Below are 16,918 nucleotides of genomic sequence, written 5' to 3' on the forward strand. Positions count from 1 at the left end.
ATGCGTGCTCGTCTCCTGACCCTGGTCGTCGCCGCCGTGGCCGGCCTCGGACTCGTCGTACCGACCTCGCCGGCATCAGCCAGCACCGGTGGCACCGTCGACGGTGACACCCATCCGAATGTGGCGATGATCGCCTTCTACGACGCCGACGGCCGGTTCCGCTGCTCGGCCACGCTGATCAGCCCGACGGTCCTGGTGACCGCCGCGCACTGCACCTCCGGCACCCTCGGCAAGACCCTGGTGACCTTCGACAGCGTGGTCGCCGAGGCACCGCCGTCGCCGCTGCCCGTCGCCAGCGACGTGAGCGCCGGCTACACCGACGCCGACATCACCGGCGCCGGCTACCTGTCCGGCACGGCGTACACGCACCCGGACTACAGCGACTTCACCGACCTCGACAACTGGAACGACGTGGGCGTCGTCGTGCTCGACCACGCCGTCGGCATCGCGCCGGCGCCGCTCGCCGGGCTCAACGCCGCCGACGCCGTCAAGCAGCCGCGCAAGACCCTGTTCACCGCCGTCGGCTACGGCACCGAGGTGCGCCAGGCCGACACCGGCTCGCAGAAGCCGACGCCGATGAGCTACCCGATCATCCGCCGGTACGTCGAGATGCCGGGCCAGAAGATCACGCCGCAGATCATCCAGACCAACGGCAACGAGAACGACCCGTTCGGCACCGGTGGCACCTGCTTCGGTGACTCGGGCGGCTCGCTGTGGCTCGACGGCAAGGTCGTCGGCGTGACGTCGTACGGCTACACCCAGAACTGCCGCTACCTCGACGGCTACCAGCGCATCGACATCCCGGGCGTCGCGAGCTGGCTGGCCGGCTTCCTGGACTGAGCGCCGCACCGACACGAACGACCGCCGTGGTCCGCGCGATGCGCGGGCCACGGCGGTCGTCGTGTGTCGTGCTGTGTCGTGGAGCTGCGGGGAATCGAACCCCGGTCCTCGAGCGCCGAGCCAGGTCTTCTCCGGGTGCAGTCCGTGCTGGCGTGTTCTCGGCCCCGACGCTCGCACGAACACGTCGTCGACAGGCCCAGCCGGGTTTGAGTCCCGCGCCACCCTCCCGGCGAGAGCGACGCAGCAAGTCTCCTAGATGACGCCTGGATCCGGGACGGAGACGGATGCCCGGTCAGACGCTTCGATCACTGCTCAGGCAGCGAGAGCGAAGGAACTGCGCTTAGCGTTGGCAGTTATTGGTTTCCAGCGATCGTTTACGAGATGACGCTGGCTTCTCGACCCGCTTCCCCTGGAACAAACGTCCCAAGTCGAAACCGATCAGCCCCTCTTGAGTTGTGTCGACCTCAGTCTACCTACCTCCAACGACGCCGGCCCACCGGATAATCCCGCGCCCCGTCGTCGGCGCTCGGCCCGCATCCGCCTGACGTCTGCCACCCGGGCGCTGGGGTACCTCCCGGAGACCCCACAACCGGTGGGCGAGGGAAAGGAAACAGTCATGGGCATGCTCTTGTGGATCATCGCGGCTGTCCTGGTGATCGCCGGGATCGTCACCCTGCTGCAGGGCGGCATCGTGCTCGGCATCGTGCTGATCGTTCTCGGTCTGCTGGTCGGTCCCGGCGGTGTCTCGATCTTCAACGGCCGCAGTCACACCGTCTGACCACGCGACGGCAACGCGAGAGCCGCGGCTAGGACGCCGCGGCTCTCGCGACCGCCGCGGCGACCGGTAGTTCGCCGCCGACCAGGTTCCACTGGTGGTGCACGCTCTCGGGCCGGTCGATCACCGCCGCGATCACCGAGGCGACGTCGGCCCGGGTCACGTCGCCGCGCGGTACGTCGGCGCCCAGGGCGACCAGGCCGGTCGCCGGGTCGTCGGTGAGCCGGCCGGGACGCAGGATCGTCCAGTCCAGGGCGCCGGCACGCAGGGCGGCGTCGGCGTCGCGCTTGGCGGTGACGTACGCCGCCCACACCTCGCCGGTGTCCGGCGCGACCGGTTGGTCGACGTCGATCGCGGAGACCTGGACGAACCGGCGGATGCCCGCGACCGCCGCGCCGGCCGCGGACTTCAGTGAGCCCTCCAGGTCGACGGTCTGCTTGCGGGTGACGTTGCCGTCGGGGCCGCCGCCGGCGCTGAACACGACGGCGTCGCAGTCCTCGAACGCTCGGGCGAACGCCGCGACGTCGTCGTTCTCGATGTCGAGCAGCCGCACCTCGGCGCCCACCGCCTCGAGGGCGGTCCGCTGCTCCTCGCGGCGTACCAGCGCCACAGGGTGGTGGCCGGCCGCGACCAGCAGGGGGTGCAGCAGGCGGGCGATCTGTCCGTGACCTCCGACGACGGCGACGCGCATGCCGTCCAATCTACGGGCGGACCGTGAGCGTCTGCGCGATCGTGCCGAGCGGGCCGTTCTCGTCGTGCATCTTCGAGCTCGTGACGCCGATCCCGCCGGCGCCGTACGACTGGGTCGTGTCGAGTCCGAGCCAGCCCTCGGCGGGCAGGTGCAGGAAGTGCGCGGTGAGGTCGAGGTTGGGGAAGGCGACCTTCGCCGGGTCGGTGCGCACGGCGATCCCGTTGGTGATGTCGACCAGCCCGGCGACCGCGGCCAGCCGGCTGACCGGCTCATCGGCGACCAGCGCGTGCGGGGTGCGCACCCACACCATCGAGCGGCCCGGGCCGAGCTCCTTGCGGCGCACCTCGACCGAGGCGATGAAGCCGCCGGCCCACAGCCCGGCCATGTCCCACGGCTCCATCTCGTCCGGGCCGGGGATCGACGGGAGGTCGGTGCCGGCGAGGGGTGCGGTGTCGTAGGGCTCGACCAGCCACGCCCGCAGTACGGCGACCGCCCGGCCGGCGTACGACGCCGTGGCCTGCACCAGCTCGATCGTCCGGCCCGGCCGGAGCACCTCCACCGCCACGTCGATCGGCTCGATCGGCACGGTGCCGAGGATGTCGTAGGACAGCCGGCTGACGACCAGCCCGTCGGAGCGGCGGGCGTCGCGGTCGCGCTCGACCTCGTGGGCCAGGACGCCGAGCGCGGGGGCGATGTGCTGGGTCGCGCGGTCCCAAGCGCCACCGACATGCTCGGTGGGGGTGAAGGTGTGCGGTGCGGTCCGGTGCCAGTACGCCACCGGGCCATTCTCACGTGCGGCCCAGCGGCGGCGTACCCCCGAACGGAGGGTGGATGATCAGCACATGCCCGCCTCGCACGCCACCGCCACCGCCGCCACCTTCGTCTGGCTGGGCATGGTGCTGGCGATCTCGTTCATCGAGGCGCCGGTGAAGTTCCGGGCGCCGGGCGTGACGCTGAAGGTCGGGCTGGGCATCGGCCGGCTGGTGTTCCGGGCGCTCAACGCCTGCGAGCTGGTGCTCGCCGTGCTGGTCGTCATCTCGCTCCTCGTCGGCGAGCCCGGTCGCGGCGCCGCGATCGCGCTGGGCGTCGCGGTGGCCGTGCTGCTCGGTCAGATGCTGCTCGTGCGCCCCGCCCTGACCCGGCGCTCCGACGCCGTCCTCGCGGCGCCCGAGGGCGTCGAGGGACCGGGATCCCGTGCCCACCTCTGGTACGTCGGGCTCGAGGTCGTCAAGGTCGTCGCGCTGTTCGCCGGCGGCATCCTCCTGCTCGCCGACTGACGTTCACCCGTGGCTCCCCGGTGGGCCACCTGTGACTGGTCGGGTTGCGGTCATGAACCGGACGACCCTCCTCGGGAGGACCCTCATGGCTGCCATCACCACTGCCGTCGTCGCCCTCGGCGCCGCCGCCGTCCCCGTCCAGGCCGCGCCCGGCAACGGTCACCCCGACCGCCACCCCGGTGCCGAGCCGATCGTGATCGCGCACCGTGGCGCCTCCGGGTACCGGCCCGAGCACACCCTCGCGGCCTACCGCCTCGCCATCGAGATGGGCGCCGACTACGTCGAGCCCGACCTCGTCTCCACCAAGGACGGCGTCCTCGTCGCCCGCCACGAGAACGAGATCAGCGGTACGACGGACGTCGCCACGCACCCGGAGTTCGCCGGCCGGCGCACCACCAGGACGATCGACGGCGTCAGCGTCACCGGTTGGTTCACCGAGGACTTCACCCTCGCCGAGCTGAAGACGCTTCGTGCCAAGGAGCGGCTGCCGCAGGTCCGCCCCGACAACACCCGCTACGACGGCCGGTTCGAGATCCCGACCCTGGAGGAGGTCATCCGGCTCGTCAAGCGCGAGTCCGGCCGCACCGGTCGCACCATCGGCATCGCGCCCGAGACCAAGCACCCGTCGTACTTCGACTCGATCGGCCTCTCCCTCGAGGAGCCGCTGGTGCGCACCCTGCGCCAGGGCGGTCTCGACCGGCCCAACGCCAAGGTCGTCATCCAGTCCTTCGAGACCGCGAACCTTCGCCAGCTCGACACGATGACCCGCGTGCCGCTGGCCCAGCTCGTCGACGGAAGCGGTGCGCCGTACGACCTCAAGGCGGCCGGCTCGACCACCACGTACGCCGACTTGGTGAGGCCCTCCGGCCTGGCCGACATCGCGACGTACGCCGACTGGGTCGCGCCGACCAAGAACCTGGTCATCCCGCGTGACGCCTCGGGTGCGATCGGTGCGCCGAGCTCGCTGGTCGCCGACGCGCACGCCGTCGGGCTGCGCGTGGTGACCTGGACGATGCGGGTCGAGAACCAGTTCCTGCCGACCGACCACCGCATCGGCACCGACCCGAATGCGAAGGGCGACCTCGCCGGCGAGGTCGACGCGTTCCTCGACGCCGGTGTCGACGCGCTGTTCTCCGACAACCCGGACATCGCCGTCGCCACCCGCGACGGCTGGCTGGCGGGCGAGGGCGCGGCCTGACCGTCCCCGGAGGGGACTAGATTCGCCGACATGGCGGACTGCGTCTTCTGCTCCATCCTCGCCGGCGACACCGAGGCCGACGTCGTCCTCGACGAGCCCGACCTGCTCGCGTTCCTCGACCGGCGCCCGGTGTTCAAGGGCCACGTCCTGCTGGTGCCCCGCACCCACGTCGTCACGCTGCCCGACCTCCCGGCCGGGCAGCGTGACGGCTTCCTGGGTGCAGCGCAGCGACTGGCGAGCGCCGTCGTCGCCGGCCTCGGGGCGCAGGGCAGCTTCGTGGCGATGAACAACGTGGTCAGCCAGTCGGTTCCGCACCTGCACCTGCACGTCGTGCCCCGGACCAAGGGCGACGGGCTGCGTGGCTTCTTCTGGCCGCGCACGAAGTACGCCGCGGGGGAGTCCGCGGAGTATGCCGCGCGCCTGCGGACCGCCCTGGCGTCGTAGGCTGCCGCCGATCGTCTACCGAGTTGAGAGGTCAGCACCCATGGGTCGTTTCGACGGGCGAGTCGCCGTCATCACCGGAGCCGCACGAGGGATCGGGTTCGGCACCGCGAGCCGGTACGCCGAGGAGGGCGCATCGGTCGCGATCGTCGACCTCGATGAGGCCGCAGCCGCCGAGGCCGCCGCCAAGCTGCCCCTGGTCGAGGGCGCCAAGGCCATCGGCGTGGGCGCCAACGTCTCCGACGGCGCGTCGGTCGACGCCGCCGTCGAGCGGGTCGTCGCCGACCTCGGCGGCATCCACATCCTGGTCAACAACGCGGGCATCACGCGGGACAACCTGCTCTTCAAGATGACCGAGGAGGACTGGGACCTGGTCATGGGCGTGCACCTCAAGGGCGCCTTCTTGATGACCAAGGCCGCGCAGAAGCACTTCGTGGAGCAGAAGTACGGCAAGGTCGTGAACATCTCCTCGATCTCCGCGCTCGGCAACCGCGGCCAGGCCAACTACTCGGCCGCCAAGATGGGCATCCAGGGCTTCACCCGGACCCTCGGCATCGAGCTCGGTCCGTTCGGCATCAACGTCAACGCCGTCGCGCCGGGCTTCATCGCCACCGAGATGACCGACGCCACCGCGGCGCGGCTCAAGCTCGACGTCGACGAGTTCCGCCGCCTCAACGCCGAGGCCAACCCGGTCAAGCGGGTGGGATTCCCCGAGGACATCGCCGCCGCGGTGACCTTCCTGTCGAGCGACGAGGCGTCCTACATCACCGGTCAGACGCTCTACGTCGACGGCGGCATCTCGCTCGGCACCTGACGCGCCCGGCACGCACGTTGGCGGCGTTGGCGGCGCTTGACGACCGCTTCGCCCCAAGGTCGCCTGCGCGCCGCCGCCTTGCCACCGCACGCGCCTGACGCGTCAGGAACCTGACGGCCACGAGACCACCGAGTCGGGTGGGTGAGGGTGACCCAGGGGTCGCCCTCACCCACCCGACTGTCATCGGAACCAGATGTCGGAGGTCGCCAGCTCGGTCAGCTGGTCGAGGCTGAGGAGCGGCTCGCCGGCGTCGGCCCGGTTGGTCGCGGACACGTCGACCATCCACCCGTCGGGGGCGAACACGCCCGACCAGTTGGCGGTGAAGCCACTCGTGTCCGTGCCGTCGCCGCCGTCACCGGAGCGCGGCCACAGCCACGAGCCGTCGGGGAGCGGGCGGCACTCCGGTGCCCCGCAGGTCTCCTCGGCCGAGTACGTGGTCCGCCGGGCGGTGCACGCTGGCGAGGCCGCGCAGCGCTCGTTCCCGGGCGCCCTGCTCGCGACCTGCCGCCACTGCTCGGGGTCGGGGCTCATGTCGTAGAGCCGCACCTCGACGTCGGCGCCGTCGAGCCGCAGGTTGATCTCCAGACCGTGCTGGCTGACGTGGTCGGGGTCGTCGACCGGGGTCGTCCGCAGGTCGCTGATCCGGCCGCCGGGCAGCTGGCGCAGGAAGCGTTCCAGCACCACGTCGTCCGGCGCGAGGGAGCGCTGGTCGTCCGGCGTCAGCCCCGCGGCCCGTGCGGGGGTCGGTGCGGGTGGCGTCGGCCGGGTCGTCGCCACGTCGCGAGCGGTGGTCGCGCCGAGCGAGGACTGCCACGCCACGGCGCCGACGAGGGCCGCGGTCGCGGCGCCCCCCACGGCGACGACGAGGCCCCGGCGCCGGCGGATCCGCCGGCGCCCCCGCCGGGTCCCGCCGGCCACCAGGGCAGTGACATCGGGGTCCAGGCGCTCGCCTGCTCGGGTCAGGACGGCGGTCAGGTCGTGCTCGTTCATCGCAGTACCTCCTTCCGCATCCGCGCCAGCGCGCGCATGCTGCGGTTGCGGACCGCCCCCGGCGTGAGGCCGAGAGCGCCGGCCACCTCCTCGACCGACAGGTCCTCGAGGTGACGCAGCACGACGACCGCCCGGTCCACCGGCGCCAGTCCGGCGAGCGCCTCGGTGAGCGCGAGCCGGAGGTCGGTCGTCTCGGCGTGGTCGGCGCTCCCCTCCGCGTCGAGACCCGGCAGGTCGGCGTACGGGACCTCGGTGCTGCTGCGGCGCCGGCGCCCGCTGATGTAGGTGCGGGTCAGCACCGTCTGCGCGTACGCCGCGGGGTTCTCCAGCCGCGGCCCGAGCCGGCGGTGCATCCGCACGTAGACCTTCGCCAGCGTCTCCTGCACCAGGTCCTCGGCCTGGGTCCGCTCACCGCACAGCAGCCACGCCGCGCGGTGGAGCCGCGCGGCCTGGGCGCGCGCGAACGCGTCGAAGGAGTCGGGCACGGGCTCGATCATGTCTCTCCCGGGGACGGTGTGCTTTCCCGGTACGACGCTGCCGCGGCCCGCCATGTCACACCCCGACACGCGGGGGCGGCTCCGTCGTCTGGGTGCGGCGTGGGTCAGACTTGCCGCGTGCGTTCCTCGATCCTCCGCCGTGCCCTGCCCGCTTCGCTTGTCGTGCTGAGCCTCGTGCTCGCCGGCTGCGGGGGTGGTGACGACGGCGGGAAGAAGTCCAGCGGCGGCGACGACAACCCGACGGCGGCCAGCGAGACGCCGGCGCCGCCGGCCACCTGGCCGCTGACCGGTGAGCTGACCGATGGTGGCGCGGACCCCGCGCGCAAGCACCCGGCGTACATCGTCAAGATCGACAACTCGATCGACAGCGACCCGCAGATCGGCGTCGGCAAGGCCGACCTGGTGGTCGAGGAGCTGGTCGAGGGCGGGATCACCCGGCTCGCGGTGTTCTTCTACCAGAAGCTGCCCGACAAGGCCGGCCCGGTGCGCTCGATGCGCCTGACCGACATCGGCATCGCCAAGCCGCTGGGTGCGACCATCATCACCTCGGGCGCCGCGCCGGTGACGCTCAACGGCCTGCGCAAGGCCGGGATCAGGTTCCTCGACATGAACAACCCCCACGTGGTGCGCATCAACGACGGCACCCACGACTCGCTGCACAGCGTGATGGCAGACCTGAAGAAGATCGGCGCCTCGGCGCGCGGCACCGCGACCCGCCCTGCCGACTACCTCCCGTTCGGCGACGCCGCGCTCCCGGCCGGTGCGCCGGCGACGACGATGGCCATCAAGCTGTCGCCCGGTCGCACCTCCAACTGGAAGTACGACGGCGCGAAGTACGCCCTGCAGAACGGCTACATGGCCGACGGCGACGTCTTCAAGCCCGACACCGTCATCGCGGCGACCGTGCGCACCAGCCTGGCGCCCTACTCGGACCCCGCCGGAAACCCGGTCCCGGTCTCGCACTTCGAGGGCAAGGGCAAGGCGGTCATCTTCCACGGCGGCCAGGCGATCGACGTGACCTGGGAGAAGGCCGACGAGGGCGCCGAGCTGACCTTCAAGGACGCCGCCGGCAACGAGATCGAGCTCCCGGCCGGCAAGACCTGGCTCGAGCTGGTGCCCGGCAAGGGTGCCGCGTCGCCGGGCTCGGTCACCTACAACTGACGCGGGCTCACTCGGGGTCGGCCGCCCGGCGGTCGGCCCCGAGCGCGCTCGGCATGGCGATGCCCTGCTCGACCAGGCTCTGCACGCCGGCGAGCAGGAACCCGATCGCCCCCTCGACCCGGCGGGCCGCGGCCTCCGGGTCGGCGGCCGTCGCGACGGACTCGCCGGCTGAGGACATCGCGCCGAAGAAGATCCGCGCGAACGTCTGCAGCATGTCCTCGTCGAGGTCCCACGAGCCCGCGTCGAGCGTGGCGCGGACGATCTCGACGATGTTGGCGAAGGTCGAGCGCTCCTCCTGCTCGCGGTAGCGCTCGTAGCCGAGCACGGCCGGCCCGTCCTGGATCACGATCCGGCGGTACGGCGACTCCTGGACCACGTCGAGGAAGGAGCGCAGGCCCTCGGTCGCCTTGCGCCACGGGTCCTTCTGGCCGCGCAGCGACTTCTGGATCCGCTTGGCGGCCTCCTGCTCGACCCGCTCGAAGACGGACTCGAAGAGCGCCTGCTTGCCGGAGAAGTGGTGGTAGAGCGCGCCCTTGGTCACTCGCGCGCCGGACACGATGGCGTCCAGCGAGGTCCCGGCGTACCCCTTCTCGGCGAAGAGCTGCTCGGCGACGTCGACCAGGGCCCGCTTGGTGGAGGCGGAGTACGCGGCCCGGCGAGACGCCCCGGGCACCCCGGGGACGGGGACCTTGGGGACGAGTTTCGACACCGATGCCTTCGCCACCGGTTCAGCATAGGCGCGCCGTGACACCCGTCACTGCGCCGGGTGGGCGGGATCACGGTGTCGTGCCCTTGGGCATACCCGTGGTCGGCTCCATACTCGTAGTACGTACCAGCGGTATGTCGGATACCCCGAGTTCCGGACGACCGCCGATCGATACAGGAGTGCTGACCATGACCTGGACGGCCTTTCACAACCGGGGCGAGACCCTCCGCTCCGTCATCGCAACCTCCGCCGTGCGCCGCGACGGCCTGCTGCCCATGGACGTCGACGGTGTCTCCGTCGCGTTCCGCGACGAGCTCGACCTGCTCGCCGCCCTCACGCTGAAGTGGCACACCCGCCTGTCGGGCCAGATCGAGCGGATGCTCGCGCACCAGCCGATGGACCTCGCCGAGGCCGTCGAGATCGCGTGGAGCAACACCGCCCACGAGCTGCCCGGCGTTCGGATGATCATCGACCACTACCAGGCCCACCCGCTCGACGACGCCATGGCGTCGGCGATGGAGGCCGCCTCCTTCAAGGAGCACCACCTGCTCGCCGTGCTGGCCGGCCGCACGAGCATCGGCGACGAGGCCGCGCACCGGATCGGCGCCGAGATCGAGGAGCGGGCCCGCCTGCTCCACCGCGGCATGCCGGTCGTCACCCCGGACGCGGTGTACGCCGAGCCCGAGGTCCGCGGCTCCCTCCTCGAGCGCCTGCGCGCGGTGGTCGCCGCCTGACCCAGCCCCTCCTGAGTGCGGCCCCGGGCCCGACGCGTCTCCCTCCCAATCTCGCGTCGGGTCCGGGGTTGTGTTGCTTCCGCGCGGCCGGCGAAGGGGGATGATGGAGCCATGTCCAGCGAGCTGTGTGCCGGACGCCTGCTGCTGGCGTCGCCCGACCTGCTCGACCCCAACTTCGTCGACACGGTCGTGCTGCTCCTCGACGTCAACGACGAGGGCGCGCTCGGCGTCGTCCTGAACCGCCCCACCGCGCTCCCGGTGTCCGAGGTGCTGGGGGAGTGGGGCGAGGTGGTCGAGGAGCCCGAGGTGCTCTTCCAGGGCGGGCCGGTCGCGACCGACGGCGCGCTCGCGGTCGCCCTGGCCGCCCCCGGCGGTGAGCACGCCGCCGGCTTCCGGCGACTGTGGGACCGGGTCGGCCTGCTCGACCTCGACACCCCGCGCGAGCTCGTCGACGGCACGGTCGACCGGCTGCGGATCTTCGCGGGGTACGCCGGCTGGGGCGCCGGCCAGCTCCAGGCCGAGATCGCGGAGGGCAGCTGGTACGTCGTGCCGAGCCACGTCGACGACGCCTTCCTCGGCGACACCCGCGACCTGCGCCGCCAGGTGCTGCGCCGCCAGCCCGGCGACCTCGCGTTCCATGCCACCCGCCCGGCCGACCCCGAGCTGAACTGACCTCCTCTGCAGAGTTGAGACATCAATGTCTCATGTGAGACAGTGATGTCTCAGCAAGGAGGAACCATGACCACCCGGGACACGGTGCTGGCCGCAGCTCAGCGCCTGCTCACCACGGATCCGACCGCGTCGATGGCACAGATCGCCACCGCGGCCGGCGTGGGCCGCGCGACCGTCCACCGCCACTTCGCCAGCCGTGAGGACCTGCTCCACGAGATCGGCCGCCGCTCGCTGGACCGCTGGGAGGAGACCCTCGTCGAGGCCCGCGTCGCCGAGGTCGTCGCCTCGGGCGACGCAGCGCGGATCCGGGCCTGCCTCGACGAGATCCTCGGGCAGTTCGTGATCGACGCCGACGAGCTCGGCATCGCGCTGACCGACCCGACGGTCCTCAACGCGCCCGATCTGCGTGAGCGCGCCGCGGCGCTGTTCGCCGACGAGGTCGCGCTCTATGCCGCCGCGCAGGCGGCCGGCGTCCTCCGCTCCGACGTGCCCGCCCGCTGGCTGGGGCACAGCGTCTACGGCCTCCTCGTCGCCGCCCGCGACGCTCTCGTCGCCGGCGACATCGCCCGCAACGACGCCCAGGCCCTGGTCCGCTCCACCTTCCTCGAGGGCGGTGCTGCCCGATGACCACCACGATCGGCCCGCAGTCCGCCGAGGTGCAGGGCCGCCGCCGCTGGGGTGGACTGGCCGTCCTCGCGGCCAGCCTGCTCGTCGTCGTGATGGACATGACCGTCCTCAACGTCGCGCTGCCGGACCTGACCGAGGACCTGCACGCGGGCGCGCTCGCCCAGCTGTGGATCGTCGACGTCTACTCACTCGTCCTCGCCGGCCTGCTCGTCCCGGTCGCGGCGATCGCCGACCGCTGGGGCCGGCGCCGGATGCTGCTCACCGGCTTCACGATCTTCGCCGTCGCCTCGCTTGCCGCGCTGGTCGCGCGCAGTCCTGGCGACGTGATCGCCGTGCGCGCCCTGCTGGGTGTCGGCGGCGCGATGATCATGCCGGCCACGCTGTCGCTGATCCGGGCGCTCTTCCCCGATGCCCGCGAGCGCGCGTTCGCGCTCGGGCTGTGGGCCGCGACCGCCGCCGTGGGTGGCGCCGTCGGCCCGATCGTCGGCGGCGCGCTGCTCAGCGCGTTCAGCTGGCACGCGGCCTTCCTCGTCAACGTGCCGCTCATGGTCGTGGCGCTCGTCGCCGGCCTCCAGCTGCTTCCCGAGAGCCGCTCGGAGAGGCCCGGCCGGGTCGACGCGATCGGCACCGTCCTCTCGGTCGCCGGCATGGTCGCTGCCGTCTACGGCGTCAAGCACCTCGGCAAGGGCGACGTCGACGTCGCGACCCTCCTGGTGCTGGTCGCCGGTGTCGCGATGCTCGCCGGGTTCGTGCTGCGCTGCCTGCGCCAGGACGAGCCGATGCTCGCCGTACGACTCTTCGCGAACCCCGTCTTCCGCTCCGGCGTGGTCACCGCGCTGGTGAGCAGCACCGCGATGATGGCGCTGCTGTTCGTCGGCTCGCAGTGGCTGCAGCTGGTCCAGGGCTGGAGCCCGCTGACGGCTGGCGTCGCGCTGCTGCCGATGGCGTTGGGCGGCTTGGTCGGCCCGCCGCTGGCGCCCGCGGTCGCCGCCCGGTGCGGCGCACGCAACGTGGTCGTCGCGGGCCTGGTCGTGCTCGCTGCCGGCCTGCTGGTGCTGTGGCTGCTGCCCCGCCCGATGCCGTACGCCGGCGTCGCGGTCTCCCTGCTCCTCGTCGGCTTCGGTACGGCGGCCCTGGGCTTGGCGTCCGCGTTGATCATGGGCGCCGCGCCCGCCCACCAGGCCGGGTCGGCGGCCGCGGTCGAGGAGATGTCCTACGAGGTCGGCGGGGTGCTCGGGATCGCGCTGCTCGGCAGCCTCGCCGGTGTCGTCTACCGCCACGGCCTCCCGGTCGGCGCGCCGGACGCTGCTGTGGAGTCGGTCACCGGTGCGCTGGGGACCGCGGTGGAGCCGGCCGCGCTGGCGTCGTACACCGACGCCTTCGGGATCGTCGGCCTCGCCGGCGCCGTGATCACCCTGCTGGTGGCGGTCCTCGTGTGGCGCGGGCTCCCGGAGGACGTCGATGTCTCCGGTGGCCACTGAGGACCACTAGACTGGCCAGGTGACCACGATCGGATTCTCGACAGACACGGACGTCCGTGAGGACCGCCGTACCGTCCCGACCGACGAGGGCGACCACGAGCGCTTCTCCCACTACGTGGAGAAGGACAAGCTGACCGAGGCGATGGTCATGGGCACCCCGGTCGTGGCCCTGTGCGGGAAGGTCTGGGTGCCCAGCCGGGCGCCCGAGAAGTTCCCGGTCTGCCCGGACTGCAAGGAGATCTGGGAGGGTCTGTCCGACGACAAGCCGGGCGGCAACGGCCCGGAAGGGTCCGGTCCCGACGCATGACCTCGCTCGGTCCGGCGTGGCCGGAGCGGGCAGCCTGGGGCACGGCGCCGTCGTTGCGTGCCTGGCAGTCCGCTGCGCTCACCGACTACCTCGCCCGCAACCCGCGTGACTTCCTCGCCGTCGCGACCCCGGGCGCCGGCAAGACCACCTTCGCGCTCACCGTGGCCGCGGAGCTGCTCGGCCGGCGTCTCGTCGACCGGCTGATCATCGTCGCGCCCACCGAGCACCTCAAGCTCCAGTGGGCCGAGGCGGCGGCCCGCGCCGGCATCCCGATCGACCCGACGTACTCCGCGGGCTCGGGCAAGATCGCCAGCGACTACGTCGGCGTCGCGGTCACCTACGCCGGTGTCGGCGTGAACCCCCTCGCCATGCGGATCCGCACCGAGCGGTTCAAGACGCTCGTGATCCTCGACGAGATCCACCACGCCGGCGACTCGCTGAGCTGGGGCGAGGGCGTGCGCGAGGCGTTCGAGCCGGCCGCCCGCCGCCTGGCGCTGACCGGCACGCCGTTCCGCTCCGACATCAACCCGATCCCGTTCGTCACCTACGCCCCCGGGGAGGGCGGCGTACCGACCTCGGTGGCCGACTACACCTACGGCTACTCCGAGGCGCTCGCCGACCACGTCGTGCGGCCCGTGCTGTTCCTGGCCTACTCCGGCCAGATGAGCTGGCGCACCCGGGCCGGCGACGAGGTCGCCGCGTCGCTGGGGGAGCCGCTCACCAAGGACATGACCTCCCAGGCGTTGCGCACCGCGCTCGACCCCAGCGGCTCCTGGATGCCGTCGGTGCTCGAGGCGGCCGACAAGCGCCTCTCGGAGGTGCGCCGCCACGTCCCCGACGCCGGCGGCCTGGTGATCGCGTCCGACCAGGACAGTGCCCGGGCCTACGCCAAGCTGCTCAAGCAGATCAGCGGCGAGTCGGTGACCGTCGTGCTCTCCGACGAGAAGGCGTCATCCAAGAAGATCTCGGCGTTCTCCGAGAGCGACTCGCGCTGGATGGTCGCGGTCCGGATGGTCTCCGAGGGCGTCGACGTCCCGCGGCTGGCGGTCGGCGTGTGGGCGACCACGACGTCGACCCCGCTGTTCTTCGCCCAGGCCGTCGGCCGCTTCGTGCGCGCACGCAAGCGCGGCGAGATCGCCTCGGTCTTCCTCCCGTCGGTGCCCAACCTGCTCTCCTTCGCGGCAGAGCTGGAGGCGCAGCGCGACCACGTGCTCAAGCGCAAGGTCAGCGAGGACGGCGACATCTTCGCCGCCGAGGAAGACCTGATGAACCAGGCCAACGCCTCCGAGTCGGCCTCCGAGGAGCTCGAGCTGGGGCCCTTCGAGGCGCTCGGCTCCGAGGCCCGCTTCGACCACGCGCTGTACGACGGCGCACAGTTCGGCCACGAGGGCGAGGTCCACGTCGGGTCCGACGAGGAGATGGACTTCCTCGGCATCCCCGGCCTGCTCGAGCCCGACCAGGTCAGCGCCCTGCTCCAGCAGCGGCAGGCCGACCGTCGTCGTACGCGACGGCCGGAGGCTGCCGGGCAGTCCGAGCACGAGCGGGCCGCCGACACCCTCGCCGAGGTCACCACCCACGAGCACCTCGGCCTGCTGCGCCGCGAGCTCAACTCGCTCGTCGCCTCCTGGAACCACCGCACCGGTCAGGCCCACGGCATCACCCACGCCGCACTGCGCAAGGAGTGCGGGGGACCGGCGGCCGCCGTCGCCAACGCCGACCAGCTGCAGAAGCGGATCGACCGGATCCGGGAGTGGGCGGTGCGCAAGACGTCCTGACGCCGTGAGGCACCCCATAGGAAAGGCTGGCCTAACTTAGGCTAGGCTGCCTTGCGTGACGACGGTTCTCGAAGGACGCGACCTGGTGCTGGGCTACCAGCGCAGCACGGTGGTGCACGGCGTCTCCGTGCGCCTCGTGCCCGGCGAGGTGACCGCGCTGATCGGGCCCAACGGCAGCGGCAAGTCGACGGTGCTGCGCTCGCTCGCGCGGCTGCACCCGGTGACCGAGGGCCGGATCACCCTCGACGAGGACGACACCGCGCCGCTGAGCGCGAAGGAGTTCGCGCGCCGGGTCACGCTGCTCTCCCAGTCGCGACCGCACCCGTCCGGCCTCGAGGTCCGCGACGTCGTCGCCTTCGGCCGGCACCCGCACCGCGGCCGGTTCGCCGGTGTCACCGATGCCGACCGGGCCGCGATCGACCACGCGATGGCCGTCACCGGCATCGACGCGATGGCCGACCGGCCCGTCGACCAGCTCTCCGGCGGCGAGCTCCAGCGGGTCTGGCTGGCCACCTGCCTCGCCCAGGACACCGCCGTCGTCCTGCTCGACGAGCCCACCAACCACCTCGACCTGCGCTACCAGGTCGAGACGCTCGACCTGGTCCGCGACCTCGCGGACCGGCACGGGACGGCGCTCGGCGTCGTCCTGCACGACCTGAACCATGCCGCCACCGTGGCCGACCAGGTCGTGCTGCTGCACCAGGGCGCGGTCCACGCGGTCGGCACACCCGCCGACGTACTCACGGGGGAGCACCTCTCCGCCGTCTACGGACTGCCCATCCGCTGCTTCGTCGACCCGGACACGGGCGCGGTGCGGGTGGAGGCCCAGGGCAGGCACCACCAACGACGCCGCTGACACCGCGTCCGACCACCCACCAGTGAGGAACCCGATGAAGACCCGACCGATCGCTGCCCTGGCTCCCATGGCGGTGCTGCCGCTCGGCCTGCTGCTGGCCGCCTGCGGCACGACCGACGCCGACGCCGGTGACAAGCCGGCCCCGAAGGCCGCCGACTCGGCCGAGTGCTCCGCCGACGAGACCGCGACCTCGACCGGTCCGGTGAAGCTGACCGACAGCTACGGCCGCACGGTCGAGCTGGACAAGCCGGCCGAGCGGGTCGCCGTCCTGGAGTGGCAGCAGGTCGAGGACGTGCTCTCCCTGTGCGTCGCGCCGGTCGCCGTCGCCGACGCCGAGGGCTACACGACCTGGGACACCGCCGAGAAGCTGCCCGACGGCGTGACCGATGTCGGTACCCGCGGCGAGCCGAACCTCGAGACGCTGTTCGGCACCAACCCCGACCTGGTCATCGTCGAGGCCTACACGCCCGACGACGAGATCCTCAAGCAGCTGGCGAAGTACGACGTCCCGGTGCTCGCCACCAAGGGCGCCGACGCCGCCGACCCGGTCGCCAACATGATCGACACCTTCGAGCTGATCGCCCAGGCGACCGGCCGCGAGGAGCGGGCCAAGGTCGTCGTCGACGACTTCAACGCCCACCTGGCCGAGGCCAAGGAGAAGGTCGCCGCGACCGACGCCGGGAAGTTCGTCTACTTCGACGGCTGGATCCAGGGCGGCAACGTCTCGATCCGCCCGTTCGGCCAGGGCTCGCTGATGGGTGAGCTCGGCGAGGAGCTGGGCCTGGAGAACGCCTGGACCGGCAAGGTCGACCCGGCGTACGGCCTCGGCCAGACCGACATCGAGGGCATGAGCGAGCTCGGCGACGCCACCTTCTTCTACACCGGCACCGTCGACCCCGAGGGCGACGTCAACGCCGCGCTCGCCGAGAACGCCGTGTGGCAGAAGATCCCCGCCGTCGCCGAGGGCCGCGCGCACGCGTTCCCGGCCGGGGTGTGGACCTTCGGCGGCCCGCGCACGGCCGAGCAGGTCATCGACGCGTACGTCGACCTGCTGACCAAGTAGCCGACGGGTAGTG

20 protein-coding genes and 1 other RNA gene are annotated in these 16,918 nt (G+C 72.1%); 15 read left to right on the top strand and 6 right to left on the bottom strand.

Features of this window, described 5'->3' with window-relative positions; all coding sequences use genetic code 11:
- Positions 1–840, top strand: coding sequence for a trypsin-like serine protease (locus FBY23_RS08810; RefSeq protein ID WP_141797810.1), 840 nt, complete (start codon positions 1–3; stop codon positions 838–840).
- Positions 841–916: 76 nt separating this feature from the next.
- Here FBY23_RS08810 and ssrA read toward each other — a convergent pair.
- Positions 917–1,286: a transfer-messenger RNA gene (ssrA, locus tag FBY23_RS08815) on the bottom strand.
- Positions 1,287–1,456: 170 nt separating this feature from the next.
- Between ssrA and FBY23_RS26165 the strand changes: the two genes are divergently transcribed.
- Positions 1,457–1,618 (top strand): GPGG-motif small membrane protein, encoded by a 162-nt coding sequence (locus FBY23_RS26165; RefSeq protein WP_174245194.1) that lies wholly within the window; start codon positions 1,457–1,459, stop codon positions 1,616–1,618.
- A 28-nt stretch (positions 1,619–1,646) separates the two neighbouring features.
- Here the strand turns inward: FBY23_RS26165 and FBY23_RS08820 are convergent, their stop codons facing one another.
- Both FBY23_RS08820 and FBY23_RS08825 read right to left on the bottom strand, forming a co-directional pair.
- A complete protein-coding gene (locus FBY23_RS08820; protein WP_141797811.1) occupies positions 1,647–2,306 on the bottom strand; it encodes an SDR family oxidoreductase in 660 nt (219 codons plus the stop codon).
- Between the two features lie 10 nt (positions 2,307–2,316).
- Entirely contained in the window at positions 2,317–3,084 is a 768-nt protein-coding gene (locus FBY23_RS08825; RefSeq protein WP_141797812.1) for a thioesterase family protein, read from the bottom strand.
- Between the two features lie 64 nt (positions 3,085–3,148).
- Here FBY23_RS08825 and FBY23_RS08830 point away from each other — a divergent pair, with 64 nt between their 5' ends.
- From FBY23_RS08830 to FBY23_RS08845, 4 genes are read left to right on the top strand one after another with little or no spacing between them, the layout of a single operon-like run.
- Positions 3,149–3,583, top strand: coding sequence for a hypothetical protein (locus FBY23_RS08830; RefSeq protein WP_141797813.1), 435 nt, complete (start codon positions 3,149–3,151; stop codon positions 3,581–3,583).
- A gap of 52 nt (positions 3,584–3,635) precedes the next feature.
- Complete coding sequence (locus FBY23_RS08835) at positions 3,636–4,781, top strand: glycerophosphodiester phosphodiesterase (protein WP_260805834.1); 1,146 nt, start codon at positions 3,636–3,638, stop codon at positions 4,779–4,781.
- Positions 4,782–4,811: 30 nt separating this feature from the next.
- On the top strand, positions 4,812–5,225 hold the full coding sequence (locus tag FBY23_RS08840; RefSeq protein ID WP_141797814.1) for an HIT family protein: 414 nt from the start codon (positions 4,812–4,814) through the stop codon (positions 5,223–5,225).
- 40 nt (positions 5,226–5,265) lie between these two features.
- Entirely contained in the window at positions 5,266–6,036 is a 771-nt protein-coding gene (locus FBY23_RS08845; protein WP_141797815.1) for an SDR family NAD(P)-dependent oxidoreductase, read from the top strand.
- A 180-nt stretch (positions 6,037–6,216) separates the two neighbouring features.
- On the opposite strand, the gene FBY23_RS08850 is transcribed toward FBY23_RS08845, so the two are convergent.
- Both FBY23_RS08850 and FBY23_RS08855 read right to left on the bottom strand, forming a co-directional pair.
- The gene (locus tag FBY23_RS08850) at positions 6,217–7,026 is read right to left on the bottom strand and encodes a hypothetical protein (protein ID WP_141797816.1); all 810 of its coding nucleotides are present in this window, start codon (positions 7,024–7,026) and stop codon (positions 6,217–6,219) included.
- The gene (locus FBY23_RS08855) at positions 7,023–7,511 is read right to left on the bottom strand and encodes a SigE family RNA polymerase sigma factor (protein WP_313901092.1); all 489 of its coding nucleotides are present in this window, start codon (positions 7,509–7,511) and stop codon (positions 7,023–7,025) included. Before FBY23_RS08855 ends, FBY23_RS08850 begins: the two co-directional genes overlap by 4 nt.
- A 129-nt stretch (positions 7,512–7,640) precedes the next feature.
- Here FBY23_RS08855 and FBY23_RS08860 point away from each other — a divergent pair, with 129 nt between their 5' ends.
- Positions 7,641–8,684, top strand: coding sequence for a DUF3048 domain-containing protein (locus tag FBY23_RS08860; protein ID WP_160158194.1), 1,044 nt, complete (start codon positions 7,641–7,643; stop codon positions 8,682–8,684).
- A gap of 7 nt (positions 8,685–8,691) precedes the next feature.
- Here FBY23_RS08860 and FBY23_RS08865 read toward each other — a convergent pair whose 3' ends face one another.
- Complete coding sequence (locus tag FBY23_RS08865) at positions 8,692–9,408, bottom strand: TetR/AcrR family transcriptional regulator (protein WP_141797819.1); 717 nt, start codon at positions 9,406–9,408, stop codon at positions 8,692–8,694.
- A gap of 170 nt (positions 9,409–9,578) precedes the next feature.
- Between FBY23_RS08865 and FBY23_RS08870 the strand changes: the two genes are divergently transcribed.
- From FBY23_RS08870 to FBY23_RS08905, 8 genes are all read left to right on the top strand, one after another.
- On the top strand, positions 9,579–10,124 hold the full coding sequence (locus tag FBY23_RS08870) for a hypothetical protein (RefSeq protein WP_141797820.1): 546 nt from the start codon (positions 9,579–9,581) through the stop codon (positions 10,122–10,124).
- 111 nt (positions 10,125–10,235) lie between these two features.
- Complete coding sequence (locus FBY23_RS08875) at positions 10,236–10,796, top strand: YqgE/AlgH family protein (protein ID WP_141797821.1); 561 nt, start codon at positions 10,236–10,238, stop codon at positions 10,794–10,796.
- 66 nt (positions 10,797–10,862) lie between these two features.
- Positions 10,863–11,423, top strand: a complete 561-nt coding sequence (locus FBY23_RS08880) for a TetR/AcrR family transcriptional regulator (protein WP_141797822.1) — start codon at positions 10,863–10,865, stop codon at positions 11,421–11,423.
- On the top strand, positions 11,420–12,904 hold the full coding sequence (locus tag FBY23_RS08885; RefSeq protein ID WP_141797823.1) for an MFS transporter: 1,485 nt from the start codon (positions 11,420–11,422) through the stop codon (positions 12,902–12,904). The genes FBY23_RS08880 and FBY23_RS08885 overlap by 4 nt, the downstream gene beginning before the upstream one ends.
- A 28-nt stretch (positions 12,905–12,932) precedes the next feature.
- Positions 12,933–13,211 carry a DUF3039 domain-containing protein gene (locus tag FBY23_RS08890; protein ID WP_141800939.1) on the top strand — a complete coding sequence of 93 codons (279 nt, stop codon included), beginning with the start codon at positions 12,933–12,935 and terminating at the stop codon, positions 13,209–13,211.
- On the top strand, positions 13,208–14,986 hold the full coding sequence (locus tag FBY23_RS08895) for a DEAD/DEAH box helicase (protein WP_141797824.1): 1,779 nt from the start codon (positions 13,208–13,210) through the stop codon (positions 14,984–14,986). Before FBY23_RS08890 ends, FBY23_RS08895 begins: the two co-directional genes overlap by 4 nt.
- Before the next feature lie 55 nt (positions 14,987–15,041).
- Positions 15,042–15,842, top strand: a complete 801-nt coding sequence (locus tag FBY23_RS08900; RefSeq protein ID WP_141797825.1) for an ABC transporter ATP-binding protein — start codon at positions 15,042–15,044, stop codon at positions 15,840–15,842.
- A gap of 34 nt (positions 15,843–15,876) precedes the next feature.
- A complete protein-coding gene (locus FBY23_RS08905) occupies positions 15,877–16,905 on the top strand; it encodes an iron-siderophore ABC transporter substrate-binding protein (RefSeq protein ID WP_141797826.1) in 1,029 nt (342 codons plus the stop codon).
- The last annotated feature ends 13 nt before the right edge of the window (positions 16,906–16,918 follow it).

Source organism: Nocardioides sp. SLBN-35, from assembly GCF_006715725.1.
GTDB lineage: Bacteria > Actinomycetota > Actinomycetes > Propionibacteriales > Nocardioidaceae > Nocardioides.

Bases quoted from the DNA above. Each gene is read 5' to 3' on its own strand.
- FBY23_RS08880 (WP_141797822.1), top strand. From the start codon at position 10,863: ATGACCACCCGGGACACGGTGCTGGCCGCAGCTCAGCGCCTGCTCACC.
- FBY23_RS08885 (WP_141797823.1), top strand. From the start codon at position 11,420: ATGACCACCACGATCGGCCCGCAGTCCGCCGAGGTGCAGGGCCGCCGC.
- FBY23_RS08870 (WP_141797820.1), top strand. From the start codon at position 9,579: ATGACCTGGACGGCCTTTCACAACCGGGGCGAGACCCTCCGCTCCGTC.
- FBY23_RS08830 (WP_141797813.1), top strand. From the start codon at position 3,149: ATGCCCGCCTCGCACGCCACCGCCACCGCCGCCACCTTCGTCTGGCTG.
- FBY23_RS08875 (WP_141797821.1), top strand. From the start codon at position 10,236: ATGTCCAGCGAGCTGTGTGCCGGACGCCTGCTGCTGGCGTCGCCCGAC.
- FBY23_RS08835 (WP_260805834.1), top strand. From the start codon at position 3,636: ATGAACCGGACGACCCTCCTCGGGAGGACCCTCATGGCTGCCATCACC.
- FBY23_RS08845 (WP_141797815.1), top strand. From the start codon at position 5,266: ATGGGTCGTTTCGACGGGCGAGTCGCCGTCATCACCGGAGCCGCACGA.
- FBY23_RS08905 (WP_141797826.1), top strand. From the start codon at position 15,877: ATGAAGACCCGACCGATCGCTGCCCTGGCTCCCATGGCGGTGCTGCCG.
- FBY23_RS08820 (WP_141797811.1), bottom strand. From the start codon at position 2,306: ATGCGCGTCGCCGTCGTCGGAGGTCACGGACAGATCGCCCGCCTGCTG.
- FBY23_RS08850 (WP_141797816.1), bottom strand. From the start codon at position 7,026: ATGAACGAGCACGACCTGACCGCCGTCCTGACCCGAGCAGGCGAGCGC.
- FBY23_RS08810 (WP_141797810.1), top strand. From the start codon at position 1: ATGCGTGCTCGTCTCCTGACCCTGGTCGTCGCCGCCGTGGCCGGCCTC.
- FBY23_RS08895 (WP_141797824.1), top strand. From the start codon at position 13,208: ATGACCTCGCTCGGTCCGGCGTGGCCGGAGCGGGCAGCCTGGGGCACG.
- FBY23_RS08840 (WP_141797814.1), top strand. From the start codon at position 4,812: ATGGCGGACTGCGTCTTCTGCTCCATCCTCGCCGGCGACACCGAGGCC.
- FBY23_RS26165 (WP_174245194.1), top strand. From the start codon at position 1,457: ATGGGCATGCTCTTGTGGATCATCGCGGCTGTCCTGGTGATCGCCGGG.